Origin of the sequence: Citrobacter sp. SX206 (assembly GCF_024181025.1) — a bacterium.
GTDB lineage: Bacteria > Pseudomonadota > Gammaproteobacteria > Enterobacterales > Enterobacteriaceae > Citrobacter > Citrobacter youngae.
In genome coordinates this window covers 2,337,412-2,357,540 of the sequence record NZ_CP049738.1, presented here as the reverse complement: position 1 = coordinate 2,357,540, position 20,129 = coordinate 2,337,412, and the positions used below count along the sequence as shown (strand labels likewise).

Sequence of the window (20,129 nt, the reverse complement as noted above, 5' to 3'; positions counted from 1 at the left end):
ACGGGACGGCGGGAAAGTGGGAGTAAAATCAGATAACTACACTCAGGAAAGATAAAAATGCATGGCAATAAGAGCGCAAATTATCAGGGTAATAAGAATGAACTCAAAGCGGTAATGTGACACCATTTTACCCTCCGAAAGGCGGCGCTAAATCAGACTGATTTAGCGCCGTATGCTATGGCATGGGGGATGCCATGGTTACTACAGATGTTTTATGCAGCCGGTTGAGCAGCTGGTTTAGCGGTTTCGTGTTTTACTGCTTTTTTGGTGTGTTTTTTAGCGGCCTGAGCTTTCTGCTCTGCGGCTGGTTTGGTTGCAGCTGGTTTAGTTGCTGCTTTTTTGGTGTGTTTTTTGGCAGCCTGAGCTTTCTGCTCTGCAGCTGGCTTGGTTGCTGCTTTTTTGGTGTGTTTCTTCGCAGCCTGAGCTTTCTGCTCTACAGCCGGTGTAGCTGCGGATTTTTTAGCGTGCTTTTTGGCAGCCTGCGCTTTCTGCGGAGCTGCTTTGTGCTGTTTTTTATGATGAGTGGTTTTTGCCGGTGCGGCTTTCGTGGTCGCAGCAGCAGTCGGAGCGGTAGTAGCAGTTGTTTCAGCAGCAAATGCAGCGGAAGACAGACCCATAGCAGCGGCAACAACCAGAGCTAATACTTTTTTCATTCTCATACCCTCGATTTGGTTTTTCATTCAACCCCACTGCGGGGCCGTTGAAATAACTATATCGCTGTAATCTCTGGGCTTCCGTGAGTCATTGGTTTCGACGTGTAACCGTTTGTACAATGACTCACGGTTTACGATTACAGATAGCGGGCTTCCAGATGGGCGCGGAAATAGCGGCTGCTCAGCGGCTCTCCGGTTGCCTGGGTAATGAGCTGCTCGGTCGTGAAACGACTGCCATGTTGCCAGATATTCTGGCGCAACCAGTCAAACAAGGCGCTAAAATCTCCTTGCGCAATGGCGTGGTTTAAACCTGGCAAGGCACGGTTAGCTGCACTGAAAAGCTGGGCTGCATACATCGCCCCCAATGTGTACGAAGGGAAGTAGCCAAAACCGCCATCGGTCCAGTGGATATCCTGCATACAGCCGTTACGGTAGTTCCCGATCGTAGAGAGCCCTAACCAGGCCTGCATTTTTTCATTCCACAAGGCAGGAATATCATCGACCTCAATGTCGCCGTTAATCAACGCGCGCTCGATTTCATAACGCAGGATCACGTGAGCAGGATAGCTAACCTCGTCGGCGTCAACGCGGATATAGCCCGGTTTGACCTGCTGGTTCCAGGCGATGAAATTGCTTTCCTCAAAGGCGGGTTGATTGCCAAAATGTCGGGTTACTGCGGGAATTAACCGTTTCAGAAACGCCGGGCTGCGGCCTAATTGCATTTCAAAGAACAGGCTCTGAGATTCATGGATGGCGGTTGATCGTGCCAGGGCAATAGGTTGTCCTGACCAGTTCTGAGGTAGATTTTGCTCATAACGCGCATGACCTGTCTCATGAATGACGCCAAATAACGCGCTGAGCAGTTCGTTTTCATCGTAGCGGGTGGTAATCCGAACATCTTGCGGTACGCCGCCGCAGAACGGATGTGCACTGATGTCCAGGCGTCCCGCGGTAAAATCAAAACCTAACTGAGCCATGGTTTCAAGGCCCAGCTCACGCTGAACTGCAGTCGGGAAGGGACCTGTGGGGGCTATAAGCGATTGTTGTGATTGTTTTGCCACTACCTTATTGAGCAATTCGGGTAGCCAGCTCTTGATGTCGGCAAAGAGAATATCCAGCCGGGCGCTGGTCATCTCTGGTTCAAAGACATCCAGTAATGCGTCGTAGGGCAAACATCCTTTCGCTTCTGCACGCAGTCGGGCTTCTTCGCGGCTGTACTTAACCACCTCTTTCAGGTTTTCAGCAAACCCTTCCCAGTCATTGGCCGGGCGTTGGCTGCGCCAGGCATGTTCGCAACGACTGCCCGCCAGTGATTTCGCTTCTACCAGTGATTCGGGTAGCAAGGACGCTTGATGATGTAGCCGTGACATTTCGCGCAGATTGGCCTGCTCGACATCGTTCAGGTCTTCCTGCTGTGCGGCGGCGATCCACTTTGCCACATTGGCACCGGTTAACAGTTGATGTTCAAGCACGCTCAGTTCAGCCAGCGCTTCACCCCGGGCTTTGCTACCGCCAGGCGGCATCATGGTAAACATGTCCCAACTGGCTATTGCCGAGAGGTGGGAGAAGCGAGAGAGGCGCTGGAACGTACGGGTGAGTTGATGGTAATTATCGCTGTTACTCATTTTTTGTTCTCGTTCTGTTGGACCAGATTTCAGAGTCTAACGCGATTTCGCAAATTAACCCATTCATCATAGCCATGGGAATTTTGGTAGCTTGTAAATGATAATGATACTTTTTATCATGGTTGTGTATTGTTCAGATAACGAGAACATTTCATTTTATCCAAGGAGCTGATGTGCAACAGGAAGTCAGTAACGAATATATCGCAAGGACAAAAGCGGTGGCTGGCTGTTTCTCTATGTTTTTGTTGATGTTCGGCCTCACATTTTCCCCATTATTTTTCCCTGACAGTCACGACTTGCTCGCAAAAGGATTACTTTTCCCGCTGCTGTTTACACTGGAATTCGTCGTTCTGGTGCCGTTGTATTACGTTTTCTTTAGAAAAAGAGACGGTCTCGGCAAAGGAACATTCAACGCCAGGTGGTTTGCCATATTGTTTGTTGCGCTGCTGATTGTGCAGCTGGTCCTGCCCTGGGTATTGGGGATCAGAAAGACCGAAGAATGGGTGACAAGCCAGGTCTCACTGAACAGCTACGCGCTTTGGTTATCCAGTGTAACGCTGATATTTATTGCACCCGTGTATGAAGAAATCATCTTCAGGGGCTGCCTGTTCAATGCCTTTCAGTACTGGTTCAATAATAAAACAAGATTGTCGTCAGTGGTGGTGTCGGCTATTTTCGCCGTGATGCATACACAGTATGTGGATCTGAGAACGTTATTGATGTTGTTTATTGTGTCCCAGGTTTTGATCCTGGCGAGGCTGAAAAGTAACGGTTTACTGATGCCGATTTTGCTACATATTTTGATGAACGGTACGGTAATTGCTCTGCAGATTAGCGCCCAGACGTTTATGTTATCGTGAGACGTTTATGATGCCCGGTTTTCGGGCATCATTGATTATGCGTGCAGACGGTGGTGCAATCGGGCACCAACCAATAGCGCCAGCACCAGCATCAGTGCGATAAACCCGCCCACGCCGTTCCAGCCATAGCTATGCCAGAAAACACCCCCTAGTGTACCGGCAATGCTTGAGCCCAGGTAATAGCTGAACAGGTACAGTGAAGAGGCCTGGCCTTTAGCGCGTTTGGCTCGCGGCCCGATCCAACTACTTGCCACGGAATGCGCCGCAAAAAAGCCGGCTGAAAAGAGCAACATACCGGCAAAAATCAGCCATAACGAGGTAAACAGAGTCATTATTAGTCCGAACAACATCACGCCTGTCGAGAACAACATTACCGGGCCGCGCCCATAACGGGTGGTCATGGAACCGGCTTTTGGTGAGCTCCAGGTGCCGGTAAGATAAGCCACAGACAACAAACCGACGACAGCCTGGCTCAGCGCCCAGGGAGACAGCATCAGACGGTAGCCGATGTAGTTAAACAGTGTGACAAACGACCCCATCAGCAAGAACCCTTCTGCGAACAACAGTGGAAGTCCTCTGTCACGCCAGTGCAAACGGAAGTTGATAAATAACGTTTTAGGCCGTAACGATGTCGGTCTGAAGTGCCGTGATTCCGGTAAGATCTTCCAGAACATTAGCGCGGAGGCGAGGGCAAAGCAGCCAATAGCCGCCAGCGCGATTCGCCAGTTAAAAAAGTCAGTAAACACGCCGCTAATCAAACGACCACTCATACCACCAATCGAGTTTCCGCTGATGTATAAGCCCATTGAAAATGCAACAAAACTTGGGTGAATTTCCTCACTCAAATAGGTCATTCCCACGGCCGCCACGCCGCTCAGTGACAGTCCGATCAGCGCACGCATGATTAAAATACCGTGCCAACTGGTCATCATTGTTGAAAGGAGCGTACAACAAGAGGCGAGCAGCAGCGCGGTAACCATCACCGGCTTGCGGCCAATAGCATCTGAAAGTGGGCCGGTAAACAGTAACCCTATCGCCAGCATCGCTGTTGAAATGGAGAGCGAAATACTACTGCTGGCAGGAGAGACACCAAACTCGTGCGAAAGCACAGGCAGTATGGGTTGTACGCAATAGAGGAGGGCAAAAGTCGCCAGTCCGGCGGAAAACAGCGCCAGCGTGACGCGCATAAATGGGGATGTTCCGCGTTTGATAAAACCATCCGGCGGGGTAACTATCTGTTCATCAACATCGCTTGTTGGCGCGGTATCGACAGTTGTTGTACGGCTCACTTGAAATCCTTGCTCATCCAATTACGTCTACAGGACCAGCCTTAAGAGTATGAAAATCACAATATTCTGTCTAATATATTAATAATCTCAAATAATATTTTAAAGATATGAATATCGAACTGCGTCATTTACGTTACTTTGTGGCAGTTGCGGAAGAGCTGCATTTTGGTCGTGCAGCGGCACGACTGAATATTTCGCAACCTCCGTTGAGCCAGCAGATTCAGATTCTTGAGCAGCAGGTGGGTGCACGGCTACTGGCGCGGACTAACCGCAGCGTGGCGCTTACCGCTGCCGGAAAACAGTTTCTGGCGGACAGTCGGCAAATCCTGGGTCTGGTAAATGAGGCTGCCGCCCGTGCTGAGCGATTACACCTGGGGGAGTCGGGAGAACTGCGCATCGGTTTTACGTCATCAGCCCCGTTTATTAAGGCCGTGTCCGATACGCTGTCTCTTTTTCGCCAATGCTATCCTGCGGTGCATATGCAAACCCGTGAAATGAATACGCGCGAGCAAATTGCCCCGCTCAACGAGGGAACACTGGATTTAGGGCTCCTGCGCAATACGCAACTACCGGACACGCTGGCGCGGGAGGTCATTTTGCATGAGCCGCTGATGGCGATGATCCCACGCGCACATCCTCTGGCGCAAAAGCCGGTGGTGACGCTGGCGGAGTTGGCAAACGAGCCGTTTGTCTTTTTTGATCCGCATGTTGGAACGGGGTTGTATGACGATATTCTCGGCCTGATGCGCCGTTATGATCTGAAACCAACCATCGCCCAGGAGGTCGGTGAGGCGATGACCATCATTGGACTGGTGGCCGCAGGGTTGGGGGTTTCCATTTTGCCCGCCTCTTTTAAACGGGTGCAATTGTATGAAATGTGTTGGATCCCTATTGCCGAAGACGATGCGGTCTCCGAAATGTGGTTGGTGTGGCCGAAGCATCATGAACAAAGCCACGCAGCGCAGCGTTTTCGCCAGCAGCTTTTAGCTGCAGTGCAGCGCGGTTAATTTAGTTTAAAAATGGTCGAAAATGTGCAGTAAATCACAAGGCTAAGCAAAAAGTTGACGGAAACCATTGAAGTGCTTCACCATAGTCTACAGATTATTTCGGAGCGCGAAAATAAAGGGAGTAAGTGGTGGTTGCTGATAGTCAGCCTGGGCATATCGATCAAATTAAGCAGACCAATGCGGGCGCGGTTTATCGTCTGATTGATCAGCTGGGACCGGTATCGCGTATTGATCTCTCTCGCCTGGCACAATTGGCGCCTGCCAGTATTACCAAAATTGTCCGAGAAATGCTGGAAGCGCATTTGGTGCAGGAGCTGGAAATAAAAGAAGCCGGTAACCGCGGACGTCCGGCGGTTGGGCTGGTTGTCGAAACAGAAGCCTGGCATTACCTTTCTATTCGTATTAGTCGTGGCGAGATTTTCCTGGCGCTGCGCGATCTGAGCAGCAAACTGGTGGTCGAGGATTGTCTTGAAATGGCGCTGGTCAGCGAGACATCGTTACTGGAACGGGTTGTTGCGCAAGTCGATCAGTTTTTTATTCGTCACCAGCAAAAACTCGAACGCCTAACTTCCATCGCGATTACCTTACCCGGCATTATTGATACAGAGAACGGTATCGTACATCGTATGCCGTTCTATGATGACGTCAAAGAGATGCCGCTCGGCGAAACGCTGGAGCGGCATACCGGCGTGCCGGTATACATTCAGCACGATATCAGCGCATGGACCATGGCCGAGGCGCTGTTTGGTGCATCACGCGGGGCGCGTGATGTTATTCAGGTAGTCATCGATCACAACGTGGGTGCAGGGGTGATCACTGATGGTCATTTACTGCATGCAGGCAGCAGCAGCCTGGTCGAAATAGGTCATACGCAGGTGGACCCTTACGGCAAACGGTGCTACTGCGGTAATCATGGGTGTCTGGAAACGATCGCCAGCGTCGACAGCGTGCTGGAACTGGCGCAGGTGCGACTGAAGCAGTCAATGAGCTCCTCTCTGCACGGACAACCGTTGACGGTAGACGCACTGTGTCAGGCGGCCATGCAGGGCGATTTATTGGCGAAAGATATTATTAACGGCGTTGGGACACATGTCGGTCGTATCCTGGCCATCATGGTGAATTTGTTCAACCCGCAAAAGATATTGATAGGATCTCCACTCAGTAAAGCTGCTGACATTTTGTTCCCGACGATTGCTGACAGCATTCGTCAACAGGCGCTTCCGGCCTACAGCCAGCACATTGTTGTCGAAAGTACGCAATTTTCTAATCAGGGGACGATGGCGGGGGCCGCTCTCGTTAAAGACGCGATGTATAACGGTTCTTTGTTGATTCGTCTATTACAGGGTTAACATTTTTTAACTGTTGTACGAAAAATTGCGCTATCTCAAGCTGGTTCTGGCCGTCATACTTTAGACTTTCTCCACTGTTTTATTTTCCTGACTTATATTTTCAGAGCATACGGTGGAGTTAGTGATGCTGAAGCGTTTCTTTATTACAGGTACAGACACTTCTGTTGGGAAGACCGTGGTTTCCCGCGCATTACTACAAGCGTTGGCGTCAGGGGGTAAACGTGTGGCGGGTTACAAACCCGTCGCCAAAGGCAGCAAAGAGACCCCGGAGGGTATGCGCAATAAAGATGCACTGGTGCTGCAAAGTGTGTCATCCATCGAACTGCCGTACGAGGCGATTAACCCTATCGCGCTGAGCGAAGACGAAAGCAGCGTGGCGCATAGTGGTCCGGTTAACTACACCCTGTTATCCAATGGACTTGCAAGCCTGAGTGAGAAGGTTGATCACGTTGTTGTTGAAGGTACAGGTGGCTGGCGTAGTCTGATGAACGATCTGCGTCCGTTATCGGAGTGGGTAGTACAGGAGCAACTCCCGGTTCTGATGGTGGTGGGCATTCAGGAAGGCTGTATTAACCATGCCATTCTCACCGCACAGGCGATTGCCAGTGACGGGCTGCCGTTGATTGGCTGGGTAGCGAACCGTATTAACCCCGGATTGGCGCATTATGCCGAAATCATCGACGTGCTAAGCAAAAAATTACCGGCACCGTTGATGGGTGAATTGCCTTATTTGCCACGTGCCGAGCAGCGCGAGCTTTCTCAGTATATTCGTCTGTCAATGCTCGGCAGCGTGTTGTCTGTAGATAGAGTCATGGCGTAACGTTCGCGACAGCACTGACGACACGACGCAAGCAATCAACAGGCCGGGGAGCAGTCGATACTCCCCGGTCATTTCACAGACCATCAATGTCGACATAATGGGGGCATGGGTCGTCGCCGCCAGCAGTGTGGCCATTCCTGTTAAGCCCAACAGTACCGCTATTTCATCCGCCCCCGGAAGCCAGAACCCCCATACCCGACCCAGTAACATACCGATCGACAAACCGACGAACAACGTTGGTGTAAACACGCCGCCGGGGGCTCCTGAACCGCTACTGGCGAGTACGGCCAGCAATTTGCAAATGAAAATTCCGCTGATGACGGCGAGCAAAGGCGGAGAGAGTAAATACGACTGTACCACGCTGTAGCCGTTGCCCCAGACCGCAGGTGTGAGTAGCGACAACAGGCCAACGATCAACCCGCCCAGGGCTAACTGGCCTGGTGGTGCGAGTTTTAAGCGCAAAAAGCCGTTGTGGCTGGTGGTCATAAGCCACATAAAAAGAGGTCCGCAGAGACCGGCTAACAGACCCGTGCTGATAATCATCACATATTCAAGCACATGCAGTTCACGTGTCAGATGAACGGTATACAGTAGCGCGTTGCTGTCGCTAAGCGCATTGGTGGTTAACAATGCGACGACGGCGGAGACAACCACCGGCCCTAATGAGGCGAGGATCAACGTGCCAAACAGCACTTCGGCAATAAATAAGCTACCCGCCAACGGAGCGTGATACGCACCGGCCATACCAGCAGCAGCCCCGCAGGCAATCCATAATTTCCATTCCGAACGCGGTGTGAAGCGTTGTGCGAAGCATGAGGCCGCCAATGCGGCCAATAAAATCATTGCTCCTTCACGACCAATGGCGCTACCGCTCGCCACGACGACCAAAGAGGCCAGTGATTTCACCAGACTTGCGCTGACGTCGAACTGCCCGTCAGTCTGCAGGGCTTCCATATAATCTGTGGGGGCCTGTGGGCGTAAACGATTAAATTTTTGCCAGCCCCAGAGCAAGAGTCCTGCCGCCAGACCACCGAGCGCAGGTGTCAGCATGCGTCTGAACGGCGGCAGATTTGTCGCGGCATTGACCAGACTTCCCGTATCGTTACTCAGGAACAGCCATTCAAGCAATTGCATCGCATGACGAAATCCTGCAACGGCCAGGGCTGCAAGGATACCAATCATCACGGCGATCAGCAGACGCCGAAACAGAGTGCGTAGGTCAGGATAAGCATGTAAACGATGCATGGGTTGCCAGACAGGAATATTCAGACGGCTTATTTTGCGGGTAATTAGCCGCAGAAGCAAAAGCTCAGCGTGCGAAACTCAGCGGGAAATGGGCAGGAACAGTCCTGCCCGTGGGTGACATTAACGGAACAATGGTTTATCTGCCACCGGAACTAATAACTGCGACTGCCATTGTGCCAGCGTCAGGCGTGCCAGTTTACCCAACCCCTGGTAGAACGGATGGTCCGCCTTCTCGATAAAAACATCGAGAAAGCGAGCCGACCACGGCAGTAGATGCCAGGCCAGCAATTGCTCACATTCGGTGTGGCGGCCATTTTCGGCAAGCCAGGCGGTTAGCAGTAACAGCGAACCAAAGTGATCTTCTGGCTCATTCTGTTGCAGCGCAAACTGAATGCCGTTGTCGCGCATCCATTGACGTAATGCCAGCGTGGAATCACCAAACAACACGTTTTCGCGATCCAGCCAGACCGAACCCCAGGGCGGGGATGGCAAAGCGTAGGGGCCGATAAACAAACGTTGCCAGGCTTGTGGGAGCGTTTCATCGCTATCTGTCTGCATTTGTGCAGCCAGTGGCGACAACGTAGCTTCCGGCAGCAGCCACTGTGCTTGCCAGCCATCAGCTTTTAACGCACTGACCATCGCAGATGCTTCAGCGCTATCTGGCGCATAGAAGAACAACGCGCCCAGAACGCGCGCTGCGGTTGAAAAGTTGTCACATTGTGAAAAATGGGTCATGCAAACAATCCTGAACAGTGCGGGTTGCCCCGCACCCGAGAGTTAACCTGCAACAGCCATTCCGACTGTCATATGCAAACCATAAAACAAACCACGACCAATGATTTCACCGGCCAGGACTAAAATTAAACCTAACGCCAGCCCAGCGGCATGCGGGTTTTTACGGCGGATAAGCGGGCATATCCAGCACCCAAGACCTGCGGCCAGCAAGACGATGCGCCACACCTGTAAGCGGCCGTAGTCAGGTACCAGCGCATTGGCGAATTGCACCGAACTGTGGATTGTGCCGAGGGAAAGTCCCTGCAGGACAATCACACCTGCACTCACCAGTAACGCCAGCACGCTTATTCCCGCGAACACGTTGGCATTAAAAGGAACACCAGCAGCACGCAACAGCAGGGCGGCAAAGAGTGGCCCGCTCAGAAGCATGGTCATGAAAAAGGCCACCGTAGTGTAACCATTATACCAGGTCGGTACGGTATCTATCTGGTAAACGTTGGTCATAGCCCAGACAAACACCACGCCCAGCAACATGCTTACCAGCAGCCATATTTTACCTAATGCAGCAGGCATTTTACCGAGAAAAGCGACCAGCCACCATAAACCACCGACGGCAAAAAACAGCGAACCGCTGGCGATTTCATTACTTAGCGCTGATTCACCGACTCTGTTCAGTGAGTTAAATGCGCGTAACGGAGACCCCAAATGCATAACCGAGGCCAGGAATGCGATTCCCATTACCAGCCAAAGAAAAAACATACTGCGAACAATGCGCTGCCTTACAACATCGTCTTTGGCGGCAACCCAACCCAGCCCACTGACGATTAGCGCGCCTGCCACGCATTGGCCCAGAACCGTGAACAGTACCAGCGGCCATTCATGCCATCCACTTCCCATTTTAGACCTCCTTCGGATTAGCCAGATAACCCGTGGTATCCCCGGTCGGGCGGCTATTGGCATTTGGTTTGATGACGATGCTCGGTTTGGTAAAGTGCGCGCCAGGGAGCGGCGCAACCGCGGCCAGGGTGCCGTGTTTTTTACGCAGTTCCTCTATCGGGCCGAAGTCCAGCGCACGCAACGGGCAGGATTCGACACAGATGGGTTTCTTACCCTCAGCAACGCGTTCATGACAGCCATCGCACTTGGTCATGTGTCCTTTGGCGGCATTGTATTGCGGCGCGCCATACGGGCAGGCCATGTGGCAATAGCGACAGCCAATGCACACGTCTTCATCCACGACCACAAAACCATCTTCACGTTTGTGCATCGCGCCGCTTGGACACACCTTGGTACAGGCCGGGTCTTCACAGTGGTTGCACGCAATGGATAGGTAGTAGGCGAAAACGTTCTGGTGCCAGACACCGTTATCTTCCTGCCAGTCACCGCCGGCGTATTCGTAAATACGGCGGAAACTGACGTCAGGCGTTAAATTTTTGAAGTCTTTGCAGGCCAGTTCGCAAGTTTTGCAACCGGTGCAACGGGCGGAGTCGATAAAAAATCCGTATTGAGTCGTCATGGGTTACACCTTACGCCTTTTCAACCTGAACGAGATTACTGTGGGATGGATTCCCCTTCGCTAACGGAGAAGGACGATGTGACGTGAGAATGTTAATAGAACCACCGTGATCGATCTGGTCACCAAACATATCAGCATTGAGCCATGCGCCTTGGCCGATGGCTGTCACGCCGGGCAAAATACGCGGTGTGACTTTCGCAGCGATCAGCATCTGACCATTGCTGTTAAACACCCGTACCGTATCGCCGTGATGAATACCACGTGAACGAGCATCGACGGGGTTAATCCAGATTTCCTGCGGGCATGCCTGTTGTAAAACATCAATGTTGCCGTAGCTTGAGTGAGTTCGCGCCTTATAGTGGAACCCGGTGAGCTGTAGCGGATACGTTTTGCGTTTGGGGTCGTCCCAGCCGTCAAAGCCTGGCGCATAAGCCGGTAGCGGATGCACAATCTCGTCTTGCTTGAGTTCCCATGTCTCGGCAATGGTGGCCAGTCTTTCAGAGTAAATCTCAATTTTCCCTGATGGCGTTTTCAACGGGTTTGCCGCAGGATCTTCGCGGAATGAACGGAAGGCAACATAGTGTTCTTCCGGGCATTTTTTCTTGAAAATACCGGTCGTTTTCATCTCTTCGTAATCCGGCATTTCCGGGTTACGTTCTTTGGTTTTGGCATGCAGATATTTCACCCACTCGTGTTGGGTGCGGCCTTCCGTGAATTTTTGATAGACGTCCGGGCCCAGGCGTTTAGCGACTTCACTTAACATCCAGTAGATGGGTTTTCGTTCAAATTTAGGTGTGGTAGCGGGTTGTCCGAGGATCACATAGCCCATATTCCCGGCGGACTCATGTGAGATGAGATCTTCCTGTTCAGTAGGCATCAGATCCGGCAGCAGGATGTCGCAGTACTTCGCCGATGCGGTCATAAAGTGCTCAATGCCGACAATCATTTCGCACTTACTGTCATCCTGTAAAACGTCATGAGTATGAGCAATATTGCCATGCTGGTTGATGAGCGTGTTACTGGCATAGCACCAGATAAACTTGATAGGCACATCCAGTTTATCTTTGCCACGGACACCGTCGCGGGTGGCTGTCATTTCTGCGCCATGATCGATAGCATCCGTCCAGGTGAACACCGATATCTGTGTTTTGACCGGGTTCTCTAACATGGAGAACCATTCAACGCCCAGATCCCAGGTCCCTTCACGCATACCGGAGTTACCGCCGTTAATTCCCACGTTTCCTGTCAAAACAGAGAGCATGGTGATTGCTCGGGCTGTCTGTTCACCGTTGGAATGGCGTTGCGGTCCCCAGCCCTGACAGATGTAAGCTGGTTTTGCCGAACCTATTTCACGCGCTAACTGGATGATTTTGTCTGCAGGGATGCTGGTAATCTGAGATGCCCATTGCGGTGTTTTGGCAATTCCGTCCGGACCGTCACCTAATATATAGGCCTTGTAGTGCGCATTACGCGGTGCGCTGGCGGGGAGAGTGGTTTCATCGTAGCCGATGCAGTATTTATCAAGGAAAGGTTTATCAATCAGATCTTCTGTGATCAGCACCCAGGCGATAGCGGCGGCCAGTGCAGCATCCGTCCCAGGGCGAATAGGCAACCATTCATCTTCACGACCTGCGGCGGTGTCGTTGTAGCGTGGATCGATAACGATCATTCTGGCATTTGACCGCTCACGTGCCTGCTCGACATACCATGTTACGCCACCGCCGCTCATACGCGTTTCGGCTGGGTTATTACCAAACATCACAACCAGTTTTGTGTTGGCGATATCGTCGGGGCTGTTACCGTCGTTAGCACCAAACATGTATCCCATGGCGGCGCTGATTTGTGCGGTGCTGTAACTCCCGTAACGGCTTAGATAGCCACCACAGGAATTCATCAAACGGTAGGGGACGTTGGAGTTCGTGATATTACCGCCATCCACACCGGTACCATAAAGAACGTGAACGGCTTCATTACCGTAATCATGCAAAATACGTTTCAGATTTCCGGCTACGGTATCCAGCGCTTCATCCCAACTGATACGCTCAAATTTACCTTCACCGCGTTTGCCAACGCGTTTCATCGGGTATTTGAGGCGGTCAGGGTGGTTCATACGACGGCGAATCGAACGACCACGCAAGCAGGCGCGAACCTGGTGGTTACCGTAGGTATCATCGCCGGTCGTGTCAGATTCAACCCAGTAGACTGCATCATCTTTCACATGCAGACGTAAAAGGCAACGGCTGCCGCAGTTAACCGTACAGGAACTCCAGACAGCTTTATCTTCAACAGGTTGCACTGATTGCTGTACTGCAGCAGCAGCGGCACGAATACCAAAGGGTAGTGACAGGCCTCCGGCAGCAAGTGCCAGTGAACCTATAGCCGAGGATTTCACTAACGTCCTGCGGCTAATACCTCCATATTGCTCATCTTCAGACATAACCCACTCCATTGTAATTTTCGTTATATATATTGTTTTATAACGAAATAACTAGCTTGCTAACAATGAAGTTGAGTCTACCTATTTATAGATAAATCTTATTAATGCATATCAAACAGGAGTGACCCTCCGCGAACGGAGGGTAAAAATTTATTGCGGTTCAGCCACGTGACCGTCCTGAGAAGGGCTACTGTTTGCGGGTGCGTTACCGCTGTTAGTTCGGGTATAGAGGATCTTGTGCGTATCATTGGCACAATGACCGACCACCAGTGAATCAGGCTGATCGGCCTGGTCATTAGGAACAATATTCAACGTGAAACTGGATTCCGCGACACCATTATTAATAATGCGCTGCTCGATATCACTCTTCACGCGCTCACATGACGCGGGTGCCGCCAGGATCTGCGGGGAAGCGACCAGTAATAAGCTCGCGGCAATTCCTGCTATGTATTTCATCATCAACTCCTTTCGTGATCGACATAAACTAAGATTAGCATTTCTGGTGTAAATAACTGTATTTGCTAATATGATTGAGAATTATCTTCTTATCCCGGTGAAAAATGTGAAGAAACAGACCCTGTTAGGTTTCCTGTGTATCGTGTTGGTTGGGTGTGATAACGCCAAAGGGCTGGTGTCCTTTACGCCGGAAATGGCCAGCTTCTCCAATGAATTTGATTTTGATCCGCTGCGTGGCCCGGTGAAAGATTTTAGTCAGACACTGCTCAACGACAAAGGCGAAGTGACTAAGCGCGTCACAGGTACGCTCTCGCAGGAAGGTTGTTTTGATACGCTGGAATTGCATGATGTCGAAAATAATACGGGTATGGCGTTAGTGCTGGATGCGAACTTCTATCGGGATGCCGAAACGATGGAAAAACGGATCCGTTTACAGGGGAAATGCCAACTGGCGGAACTGCCTTCTGCGGGCGTAGTGTGGGATACCGACGATAACGGTTTTGTTGTGTCCGCCACGGGAAAAGAAATGAAGGTGCAGTACCGGTATGATGCGGAAGGCTACCCGCTCGGCAAAACCACCGTCAGTAAGGACAATACGCTGCAGGTTGAGGCTAAACCGTCAGCCGATCCATTGAAAAAACTGGATTACACGGCAGTAAGCATGCTGAACGATCATCCTTTAGGTAACGTCAAACAAACCTGTGAGTATGATTCGTATGCTAATCCGGTCAACTGCCAGCTGGTTATCGTTGACGAAAGCGTAAAGCCGGCAGTTGAGCATCATTACTCGATTGAAAACACCATTGATTACTACTAACCGTTTTTACTGAGCGGTAGGTTGTAACAGGTTGGAACCCGGTGTTTTGTGATCGGCCAGATATTGCTGTTGGAAGATACACATGCGAATGGTGTTACGATATTGGCCGTTAATAAAGAACTCATGAATCAATTCACCTTCGACCATAAAGCCAAGTTTGCGGTAGATGTGAATGGCTTTTTCGTTCTCTTTATCAACGATCAGATACAGCTTATATAAATTAAGCACGGTAAAACCGTAATCCATCGCCAGCTTTGCCGCGCGCGTTGCCAGACCTTTTCCCTGGTAATCCGGGGAAATGATGATCTGAAATTCAGCCCGGCGGTGCACATGGTTTATTTCAACCAGCTCCACCAGCCCGGCTTTCTCACCGTCACACTCGACCACAAAACGGCGTTCACTTTGGTCGTGAATGTGTTTGTCATACAGGTCTGACAGCTCAACAAACGCTTCGTAAGGTTCTTCAAACCAGTAGCGCATGACGCTGGCGTTGTTATCAAGCTGATGGACGAAACGTAAATCTTCACGCTCCAGCGGGCGCAGCTTTACACTGAGGGCGCTTGCCATATCGTATCCTTTCAATATCTTCTAGTGAGCACAATGATTATGGGGCAACGGTGCGCCCAGTGCGGCGATCGAGACAACGCAGGGTGTTAGGTTCCCAATACGCATTCAGGTTCGCGCTTTGTTCGCATTTATCACGGCTATCAAAAGCAGCGTCGGCTTTGTCCCACTCTTTCTCTGTACGCTTGTTGACTTTCTGACGCAACTGACGCGTATCGTTCCATTGTTCCTTTTCCATTGCAGCCTGTTGACGACTTTGCGCACTGTCCCCGGACTCTATGACCAGTTTACTGGTTTCAGCAAATACGGAAGAGGTGTACACGGCCGCCGCCAGCGTCAGCATGGCCGTCAGACACAGGCGTTTGGTCAGTGTAATTTTCATGGCGAATTCCTTTAATGAGAAAGGGAAAAAAACGATAAAACAGGGTTAAATTCTACACTATTCCTGCGCCAGGGCATACCCACTGGGCGCATATGGATACGTTGGACATATTCTGTCGTATCATGGTTAAACCGAAGGTAACTGAATTACTTCAATGCTTAAGACAACATTACTTTTCTTCGTCACCGCGTTATGCGAAATCATTGGCTGTTTTTTACCCTGGCTCTGGCTTAAGCGTGGGGCGACGGCCTGGTTGCTGGTTCCTGCTGGGGTGTCATTAGCGCTGTTCGTCTGGTTGCTGACGCTACATCCGGCGGCGAGCGGGCGGGTATATGCCGCGTATGGTGGTGTCTACGTGGTGACTGCACTGCTCTGGTTACGCATTGTCGATGGCGTAAAACTGAGCCTGTACGACTGGTCCGGCGCGTTAGTAGCACTGTGCGGGATGTTGATCATCGTTGCCGGATGGGGGCGCGCATAGCGCCTTTTTTGTGATCAGTGAGCGTTTTTTTGATCTTCATACTTGTATGGTAGTAGTTCAGTTGGGTAAATTTCCTGCATCACAAGAAGAGATGTAAGGATTAAAAAATGAAGATTGTCGGGGCTGAAGTTTTTGTTACCTGTCCAGGACGTAATTTTGTCACGCTGAAAATCACGACAGACGATGGGATCACTGGATTAGGGGATGCCACGCTTAACGGGCGTGAATTATCCGTGGCGTCCTACCTGAAAGATCATGTGTGTCCACAGCTAATTGGACGTGATGCGCATCGAATTGAGGATATCTGGCAGTTTTTCTACAAGGGGGCTTACTGGCGCCGCGGCCCGGTAACGATGTCGGCGATTTCTGCGGTGGATATGGCCCTGTGGGATATCAAAGCGAAGGCGGCGAATATGCCGTTGTACCAGTTGCTGGGGGGCGCATCACGCGAAGGCGTCATGGTGTACTGTCACACAACGGGTCATTCCATTGATGATGTGCTGGAGGATTACGCACGTCATAAAGAGATGGGATTTAAAGCGATCCGTGTGCAGTGTGGTGTACCGGGAATGAAGACCACCTACGGAATGTCTAAAGGTAAAGGCCTGGCCTACGAACCTGCGACCAAAGGCCAGTGGCCGGAAGAGCAGCTGTGGTCGACGGAGAAATATCTCGATTTCACACCGAAATTGTTTGAAGCCGTCCGCAACAAATTTGGTTTTGATGAACATCTTCTGCATGACATGCATCACCGTCTGACGCCAATTGAAGCGGCTCGTTTTGGTAAGAGCATTGAACAATACCGTTTGTTCTGGATGGAAGACCCAACCCCCGCTGAAAACCAAGAGTGCTTCCGCCTGATTCGCCAGCATACGGTCACGCCGATTGCAGTAGGGGAAGTGTTCAACAGTATCTGGGACTGCAAGCAGCTTATTGAAGAACAGCTGATCGACTATATTCGCACCACTATTACCCACGCAGGCGGTATCACCGGTATGCGTCGTATTGCTGATTTTGCCTCACTTTATCAGGTACGCACGGGTTCTCATGGACCTTCCGATTTGTCGCCAGTCTGCATGGCCGCTGCGCTGCATTTCGATCTGTGGGTACCCAATTTCGGGGTGCAGGAATATATGGGGTACTCAGAACAGATGTTGGAAGTGTTCCCGCATAACTGGACCTTTGATAACGGCTACATGCATCCAGGTGACAAACCAGGGCTCGGTATTGAGTTTGACGAAAAACTTGCAGCGAAATATCCGTACGATCCCGCATATCTGCCGGTCGCCCGTCTTGAAGATGGCACGTTATGGAACTGGTAAGGAGTGATTTGTTATGAATAGTATTGTGATTGAAAAACCGAATACGCTTGTTATCGCACAGCGACCAGTACCAGAACCCTCAGCAGGAGAGGTCCGGGTAAAAGTAAAACTGGCGGGGATTTGCGGTTCAGACAGCCATATTTATCGTGGACATAATCCATTTGCGAAATATCCGCGAGTTATTGGCCATGAATTCTTTGGTGTAATTGATGCTGTAGGTGAAGGGGTTGAACGTTCGCGAATAGGTGAACGTGTGTCCGTTGATCCGGTTATCAGTTGTGGACATTGTTATCCCTGTTCGATTGGTAAACCTAACGTTTGCACATCGCTGGTGGTGCTGGGCGTGCATCGGGATGGCGGTTTCAGCGAGTACGCTGTCGTGCCGGCGAAAAATGCCTGGACGATCCCCGATACCGTGCCCGATGAGCATGCCGTTATGGTCGAACCTTTTACCATCGCCGCAAACGTGACCGGACAAGTTAAACCAACAGAGAACGATATCGCACTGATTTACGGGGCAGGCCCGATGGGGCTCACGACTGTTCAGGCACTTAAACATGTCTATAAAGTAAAAACGGTAGTGATTGCAGACAGAATTGACGAACGTTTGACGATGGCAAAACAGTGCGGTGCTGACTGGACAGTCAATAATGGGCAGCAATCATTGCAGGATTTTCTTGCTGAGAAGACACTGAAACCTACGATTATCGTGGATGCGGCTTGTCATCCATCCATTTTACAGGAGGCTATCACGCTGGCATCACCGGCTGCGCGTATAGTTTTAATGGGATTCTCCAGCGAGCCTTGCCAGATTGTGCAGCAAGGTATTACAGGGAAAGAGCTTTCAATCTATTCTTCAAGATTAAATGCAAATAAATTCCCGGTTGTTATTGATTGGTTGGTCAAAGGACTTATCGACCCCAATAAACTTATTACCCATACTTTTGACTATCACCACGTTACCGACGCAATTGAATTGTTTGAGAAAGATCAGCAGCATTGCTGCAAAGTTTTACTCACATTCACTGAATAATATTAATAACTGCGAGCAAGTGGTACGCATCTTACCTCTTAGAGATAGCCAATATGAATCAAGAAAAACACGAAAGGTCAACGAAAGATCTGGTGAGAGCAGCCGTTTCAGGGTGGTTAGGGACAGCTCTCGAATTTATGGATTTCCAATTATATTCATTGGGTGCCGCGCTGGTATTTCATGAAATATTTTTCCCGGAGCAATCTGCCGCGATGGCACTCATTCTGGCAATGGGTACCTACGGTGCGGGATATATTGCTCGTATCGTTGGAGCATTTATATTTGGCAAAATGGGCGACAGCATTGGACGTAAAAAGGTGCTGTTTATTACCATTACCATGATGGGGATCTGTACAACATTAATAGGTGTACTGCCAACGTATGCACAAATCGGTATCTTTGCGCCCGTATTACTGGTGACGCTGCGTATTGTGCAGGGTCTCGGTGCAGGGGCCGAAATCTCTGGGGCTGGTACAATGCTCGCTGAGTACGCACCAAAAGGAAAGCGCGGTATCATTTCCTCTCTTGTTGCAATGGGAACTAACTGCGGCACATTAAGTGCTACTGCAATCTGGGCCGTGATGTTCTTTGCCCTTGATCGTGAGGAATTGTTAGCCTGGGGTTGGCGAATTCCGTTTCTGGCGAGTGTAGTGGTTATGGTTTTTGCCATCTGGTTGCGAATGAATCTCAAAGAAAGTCCAGTATTTGAGAAAGTTAATAATGAGGAAAACGCACCTGCATTGAATAACCCGTCAGAAAATACGCTGGGTGCAATGTTTACCAGTAAATCTTTCTGGTTGGCAACCGGCTTACGTTTTGGACAGGCGGGTAACTCAGGTCTAATTCAGACTTTCCTCGCCGGATATTTGGTGCAAACATTGTTGTTTGATAAATCAATACCGACAGATGCCTTAATGATTAGTTCTGTGCTTGGTTTTATTACAATACCCTTACTAGGGTGGTTGTCAGATAAATTTGGTCGCCGTTTACCATATATAATTCTGAATATATCTGCAATTATTCTTGCTTATCCAATGTTATCGATTGTTGTAGATAAAACGTATAGCCCCGGCGTCATTATGACAGCGCTGATTGTTATTCATAATTTTGCGGTGCTGGGATTGTTCGCACTCGAAAATATCACCATGGCTGAAATGTTCGGTGCGCGTAATCGCTTCACCCGAATGGCAATTTCAAAAGAGGCCGGTGGATTGGTGGCCGTTGGTTTTGGTCCTGTTCTGGCCGGTATTTTCTGCAACATGACAAATTCCTGGTGGCCGATTCTGGTGATGGTTATGGCTTACTCGCTCATTGGTTTGGTTTCAGCATTGCTAATGCCTGAAGTGAAAGACCGTGATTTGAGTGTACTGGAAGATGCTGCGGAAGTGAGCAAAACCGAGACGGTTCGTGCTGGAGCCACTCAGGCTGGCTAGTACGGACAGGGTATGGTCAGGTCTGAACTGATGGCCTGATCATGCTATTACACAGCTTTAAATGATGTCATACCAATCATAGGAAGTTTAATGCAAATCAAAACA

General features: G+C 50.4%; 20 protein-coding genes. 9 read left to right on the top strand and 11 right to left on the bottom strand.

The window, feature by feature from the left end:
- Positions 1–212: 212 nt before the first annotated feature.
- Positions 213–653, bottom strand: coding sequence for an acid resistance repetitive basic protein Asr (asr, locus tag G8S19_RS11520; RefSeq protein ID WP_124021772.1), 441 nt, complete (start codon positions 651–653; stop codon positions 213–215).
- Positions 654–790: 137 nt separating this feature from the next.
- Positions 791–2,278: a carboxypeptidase M32 gene (locus G8S19_RS11515; protein WP_253685205.1), complete on the bottom strand. Its 1,488-nt coding sequence runs from the start codon at positions 2,276–2,278 to the stop codon at positions 791–793.
- 173 nt (positions 2,279–2,451) lie between these two features.
- Here G8S19_RS11515 and G8S19_RS11510 point away from each other — a divergent pair, with 173 nt between their 5' ends.
- Positions 2,452–3,138 carry a CPBP family intramembrane glutamic endopeptidase gene (locus tag G8S19_RS11510; RefSeq protein WP_253685203.1) on the top strand — a complete coding sequence of 229 codons (687 nt, stop codon included), beginning with the start codon at positions 2,452–2,454 and terminating at the stop codon, positions 3,136–3,138.
- Positions 3,139–3,173: 35 nt separating this feature from the next.
- Here the strand turns inward: G8S19_RS11510 and G8S19_RS11505 are convergent, their stop codons facing one another.
- Positions 3,174–4,427 carry an MFS transporter gene (locus tag G8S19_RS11505; protein ID WP_048211719.1) on the bottom strand — a complete coding sequence of 418 codons (1,254 nt, stop codon included), beginning with the start codon at positions 4,425–4,427 and terminating at the stop codon, positions 3,174–3,176.
- 107 nt (positions 4,428–4,534) lie between these two features.
- Here G8S19_RS11505 and G8S19_RS11500 point away from each other — a divergent pair, with 107 nt between their 5' ends.
- The 3 genes from G8S19_RS11500 to bioD all read left to right on the top strand — a co-directional run bounded on the left by G8S19_RS11500 (position 4,535) and on the right by bioD (position 7,603).
- The gene (locus G8S19_RS11500) at positions 4,535–5,434 is read left to right on the top strand and encodes a LysR family transcriptional regulator (protein WP_048211718.1); all 900 of its coding nucleotides are present in this window, start codon (positions 4,535–4,537) and stop codon (positions 5,432–5,434) included.
- A 128-nt stretch (positions 5,435–5,562) separates the two neighbouring features.
- The gene (mlc, locus tag G8S19_RS11495; protein WP_048212588.1) at positions 5,563–6,783 is read left to right on the top strand and encodes a sugar metabolism global transcriptional regulator Mlc; all 1,221 of its coding nucleotides are present in this window, start codon (positions 5,563–5,565) and stop codon (positions 6,781–6,783) included.
- Positions 6,784–6,907: 124 nt separating this feature from the next.
- Entirely contained in the window at positions 6,908–7,603 is a 696-nt protein-coding gene (bioD, locus tag G8S19_RS11490) for a dethiobiotin synthase (protein WP_005121161.1), read from the top strand.
- Here the strand turns inward: bioD and clcB are convergent.
- From clcB to G8S19_RS11460, 6 genes are all read right to left on the bottom strand, one after another.
- Positions 7,559–8,848, bottom strand: coding sequence for a voltage-gated ClC-type chloride channel ClcB (gene clcB, locus G8S19_RS11485; RefSeq protein ID WP_124021770.1), 1,290 nt, complete (start codon positions 8,846–8,848; stop codon positions 7,559–7,561). The genes bioD and clcB overlap by 45 nt on opposite strands.
- A 120-nt stretch (positions 8,849–8,968) precedes the next feature.
- Positions 8,969–9,583, bottom strand: coding sequence for a Tat proofreading chaperone DmsD (gene dmsD, locus G8S19_RS11480; RefSeq protein WP_253685201.1), 615 nt, complete (start codon positions 9,581–9,583; stop codon positions 8,969–8,971).
- Positions 9,584–9,625: 42 nt separating this feature from the next.
- Positions 9,626–10,480: a dimethyl sulfoxide reductase anchor subunit family protein gene (locus G8S19_RS11475; RefSeq protein ID WP_048211715.1), complete on the bottom strand. Its 855-nt coding sequence runs from the start codon at positions 10,478–10,480 to the stop codon at positions 9,626–9,628.
- Between the two features lies 1 nt (position 10,481).
- A complete protein-coding gene (locus G8S19_RS11470) occupies positions 10,482–11,099 on the bottom strand; it encodes a DMSO/selenate family reductase complex B subunit (RefSeq protein WP_048211714.1) in 618 nt (205 codons plus the stop codon).
- Positions 11,100–11,109: 10 nt separating this feature from the next.
- The gene (gene ynfF, locus G8S19_RS11465) at positions 11,110–13,548 is read right to left on the bottom strand and encodes a selenate/tellurate reductase subunit YnfF (RefSeq protein ID WP_086523672.1); all 2,439 of its coding nucleotides are present in this window, start codon (positions 13,546–13,548) and stop codon (positions 11,110–11,112) included.
- A gap of 138 nt (positions 13,549–13,686) precedes the next feature.
- Positions 13,687–13,995: a DUF1161 domain-containing protein gene (locus G8S19_RS11460; RefSeq protein ID WP_086523673.1), complete on the bottom strand. Its 309-nt coding sequence runs from the start codon at positions 13,993–13,995 to the stop codon at positions 13,687–13,689.
- A 103-nt stretch (positions 13,996–14,098) separates the two neighbouring features.
- On the opposite strand from G8S19_RS11460, the gene G8S19_RS11455 reads away from it, so the two are divergent.
- Entirely contained in the window at positions 14,099–14,809 is a 711-nt protein-coding gene (locus tag G8S19_RS11455) for a YnfC family lipoprotein (RefSeq protein WP_082193773.1), read from the top strand.
- Positions 14,810–14,815: 6 nt separating this feature from the next.
- On the opposite strand, the gene speG is transcribed toward G8S19_RS11455, so the two are convergent.
- Together speG and G8S19_RS11445 are read right to left on the bottom strand one after the other, a co-directional pair.
- The gene (gene speG, locus G8S19_RS11450) at positions 14,816–15,376 is read right to left on the bottom strand and encodes a spermidine N1-acetyltransferase (protein ID WP_101743063.1); all 561 of its coding nucleotides are present in this window, start codon (positions 15,374–15,376) and stop codon (positions 14,816–14,818) included.
- 37 nt (positions 15,377–15,413) lie between these two features.
- Positions 15,414–15,755, bottom strand: coding sequence for a DUF1283 family protein (locus tag G8S19_RS11445; protein WP_048211710.1), 342 nt, complete (start codon positions 15,753–15,755; stop codon positions 15,414–15,416).
- A gap of 154 nt (positions 15,756–15,909) precedes the next feature.
- On the opposite strand from G8S19_RS11445, the gene G8S19_RS11440 reads away from it, so the two are divergent.
- From G8S19_RS11440 to G8S19_RS11425, 4 genes are all read left to right on the top strand, one after another.
- Complete coding sequence (locus tag G8S19_RS11440) at positions 15,910–16,236, top strand: YnfA family protein (protein WP_005121149.1); 327 nt, start codon at positions 15,910–15,912, stop codon at positions 16,234–16,236.
- Between the two features lie 107 nt (positions 16,237–16,343).
- Positions 16,344–17,558 (top strand): starvation-sensing protein RspA, encoded by a 1,215-nt coding sequence (gene rspA / locus G8S19_RS11435; RefSeq protein ID WP_048211709.1) that lies wholly within the window; start codon positions 16,344–16,346, stop codon positions 17,556–17,558.
- A gap of 13 nt (positions 17,559–17,571) precedes the next feature.
- Entirely contained in the window at positions 17,572–18,591 is a 1,020-nt protein-coding gene (locus G8S19_RS11430) for a Zn-dependent oxidoreductase (protein ID WP_061067874.1), read from the top strand.
- Positions 18,592–18,644: 53 nt separating this feature from the next.
- Positions 18,645–20,024 carry an MFS transporter gene (locus G8S19_RS11425; RefSeq protein ID WP_040231128.1) on the top strand — a complete coding sequence of 460 codons (1,380 nt, stop codon included), beginning with the start codon at positions 18,645–18,647 and terminating at the stop codon, positions 20,022–20,024.
- The last annotated feature ends 105 nt before the right edge of the window (positions 20,025–20,129 follow it).

Bases quoted from the DNA above. Each gene is read 5' to 3' on its own strand.
- asr (WP_124021772.1), bottom strand. From the start codon at position 653: ATGAAAAAAGTATTAGCTCTGGTTGTTGCCGCTGCTATGGGTCTGTCT.
- G8S19_RS11515 (WP_253685205.1), bottom strand. From the start codon at position 2,278: ATGAGTAACAGCGATAATTACCATCAACTCACCCGTACGTTCCAGCGC.
- G8S19_RS11500 (WP_048211718.1), top strand. From the start codon at position 4,535: ATGAATATCGAACTGCGTCATTTACGTTACTTTGTGGCAGTTGCGGAA.
- bioD (WP_005121161.1), top strand. From the start codon at position 6,908: ATGCTGAAGCGTTTCTTTATTACAGGTACAGACACTTCTGTTGGGAAG.
- clcB (WP_124021770.1), bottom strand. From the start codon at position 8,848: ATGCATCGTTTACATGCTTATCCTGACCTACGCACTCTGTTTCGGCGT.
- dmsD (WP_253685201.1), bottom strand. From the start codon at position 9,583: ATGACCCATTTTTCACAATGTGACAACTTTTCAACCGCAGCGCGCGTT.
- G8S19_RS11475 (WP_048211715.1), bottom strand. From the start codon at position 10,480: ATGGGAAGTGGATGGCATGAATGGCCGCTGGTACTGTTCACGGTTCTG.
- G8S19_RS11470 (WP_048211714.1), bottom strand. From the start codon at position 11,099: ATGACGACTCAATACGGATTTTTTATCGACTCCGCCCGTTGCACCGGT.
- ynfF (WP_086523672.1), bottom strand. From the start codon at position 13,548: ATGGAGTGGGTTATGTCTGAAGATGAGCAATATGGAGGTATTAGCCGC.
- G8S19_RS11460 (WP_086523673.1), bottom strand. From the start codon at position 13,995: ATGATGAAATACATAGCAGGAATTGCCGCGAGCTTATTACTGGTCGCT.
- speG (WP_101743063.1), bottom strand. From the start codon at position 15,376: ATGGCAAGCGCCCTCAGTGTAAAGCTGCGCCCGCTGGAGCGTGAAGAT.
- G8S19_RS11445 (WP_048211710.1), bottom strand. From the start codon at position 15,755: ATGAAAATTACACTGACCAAACGCCTGTGTCTGACGGCCATGCTGACG.
- G8S19_RS11440 (WP_005121149.1), top strand. From the start codon at position 15,910: ATGCTTAAGACAACATTACTTTTCTTCGTCACCGCGTTATGCGAAATC.
- rspA (WP_048211709.1), top strand. From the start codon at position 16,344: ATGAAGATTGTCGGGGCTGAAGTTTTTGTTACCTGTCCAGGACGTAAT.
- G8S19_RS11430 (WP_061067874.1), top strand. From the start codon at position 17,572: ATGAATAGTATTGTGATTGAAAAACCGAATACGCTTGTTATCGCACAG.
- G8S19_RS11425 (WP_040231128.1), top strand. From the start codon at position 18,645: ATGAATCAAGAAAAACACGAAAGGTCAACGAAAGATCTGGTGAGAGCA.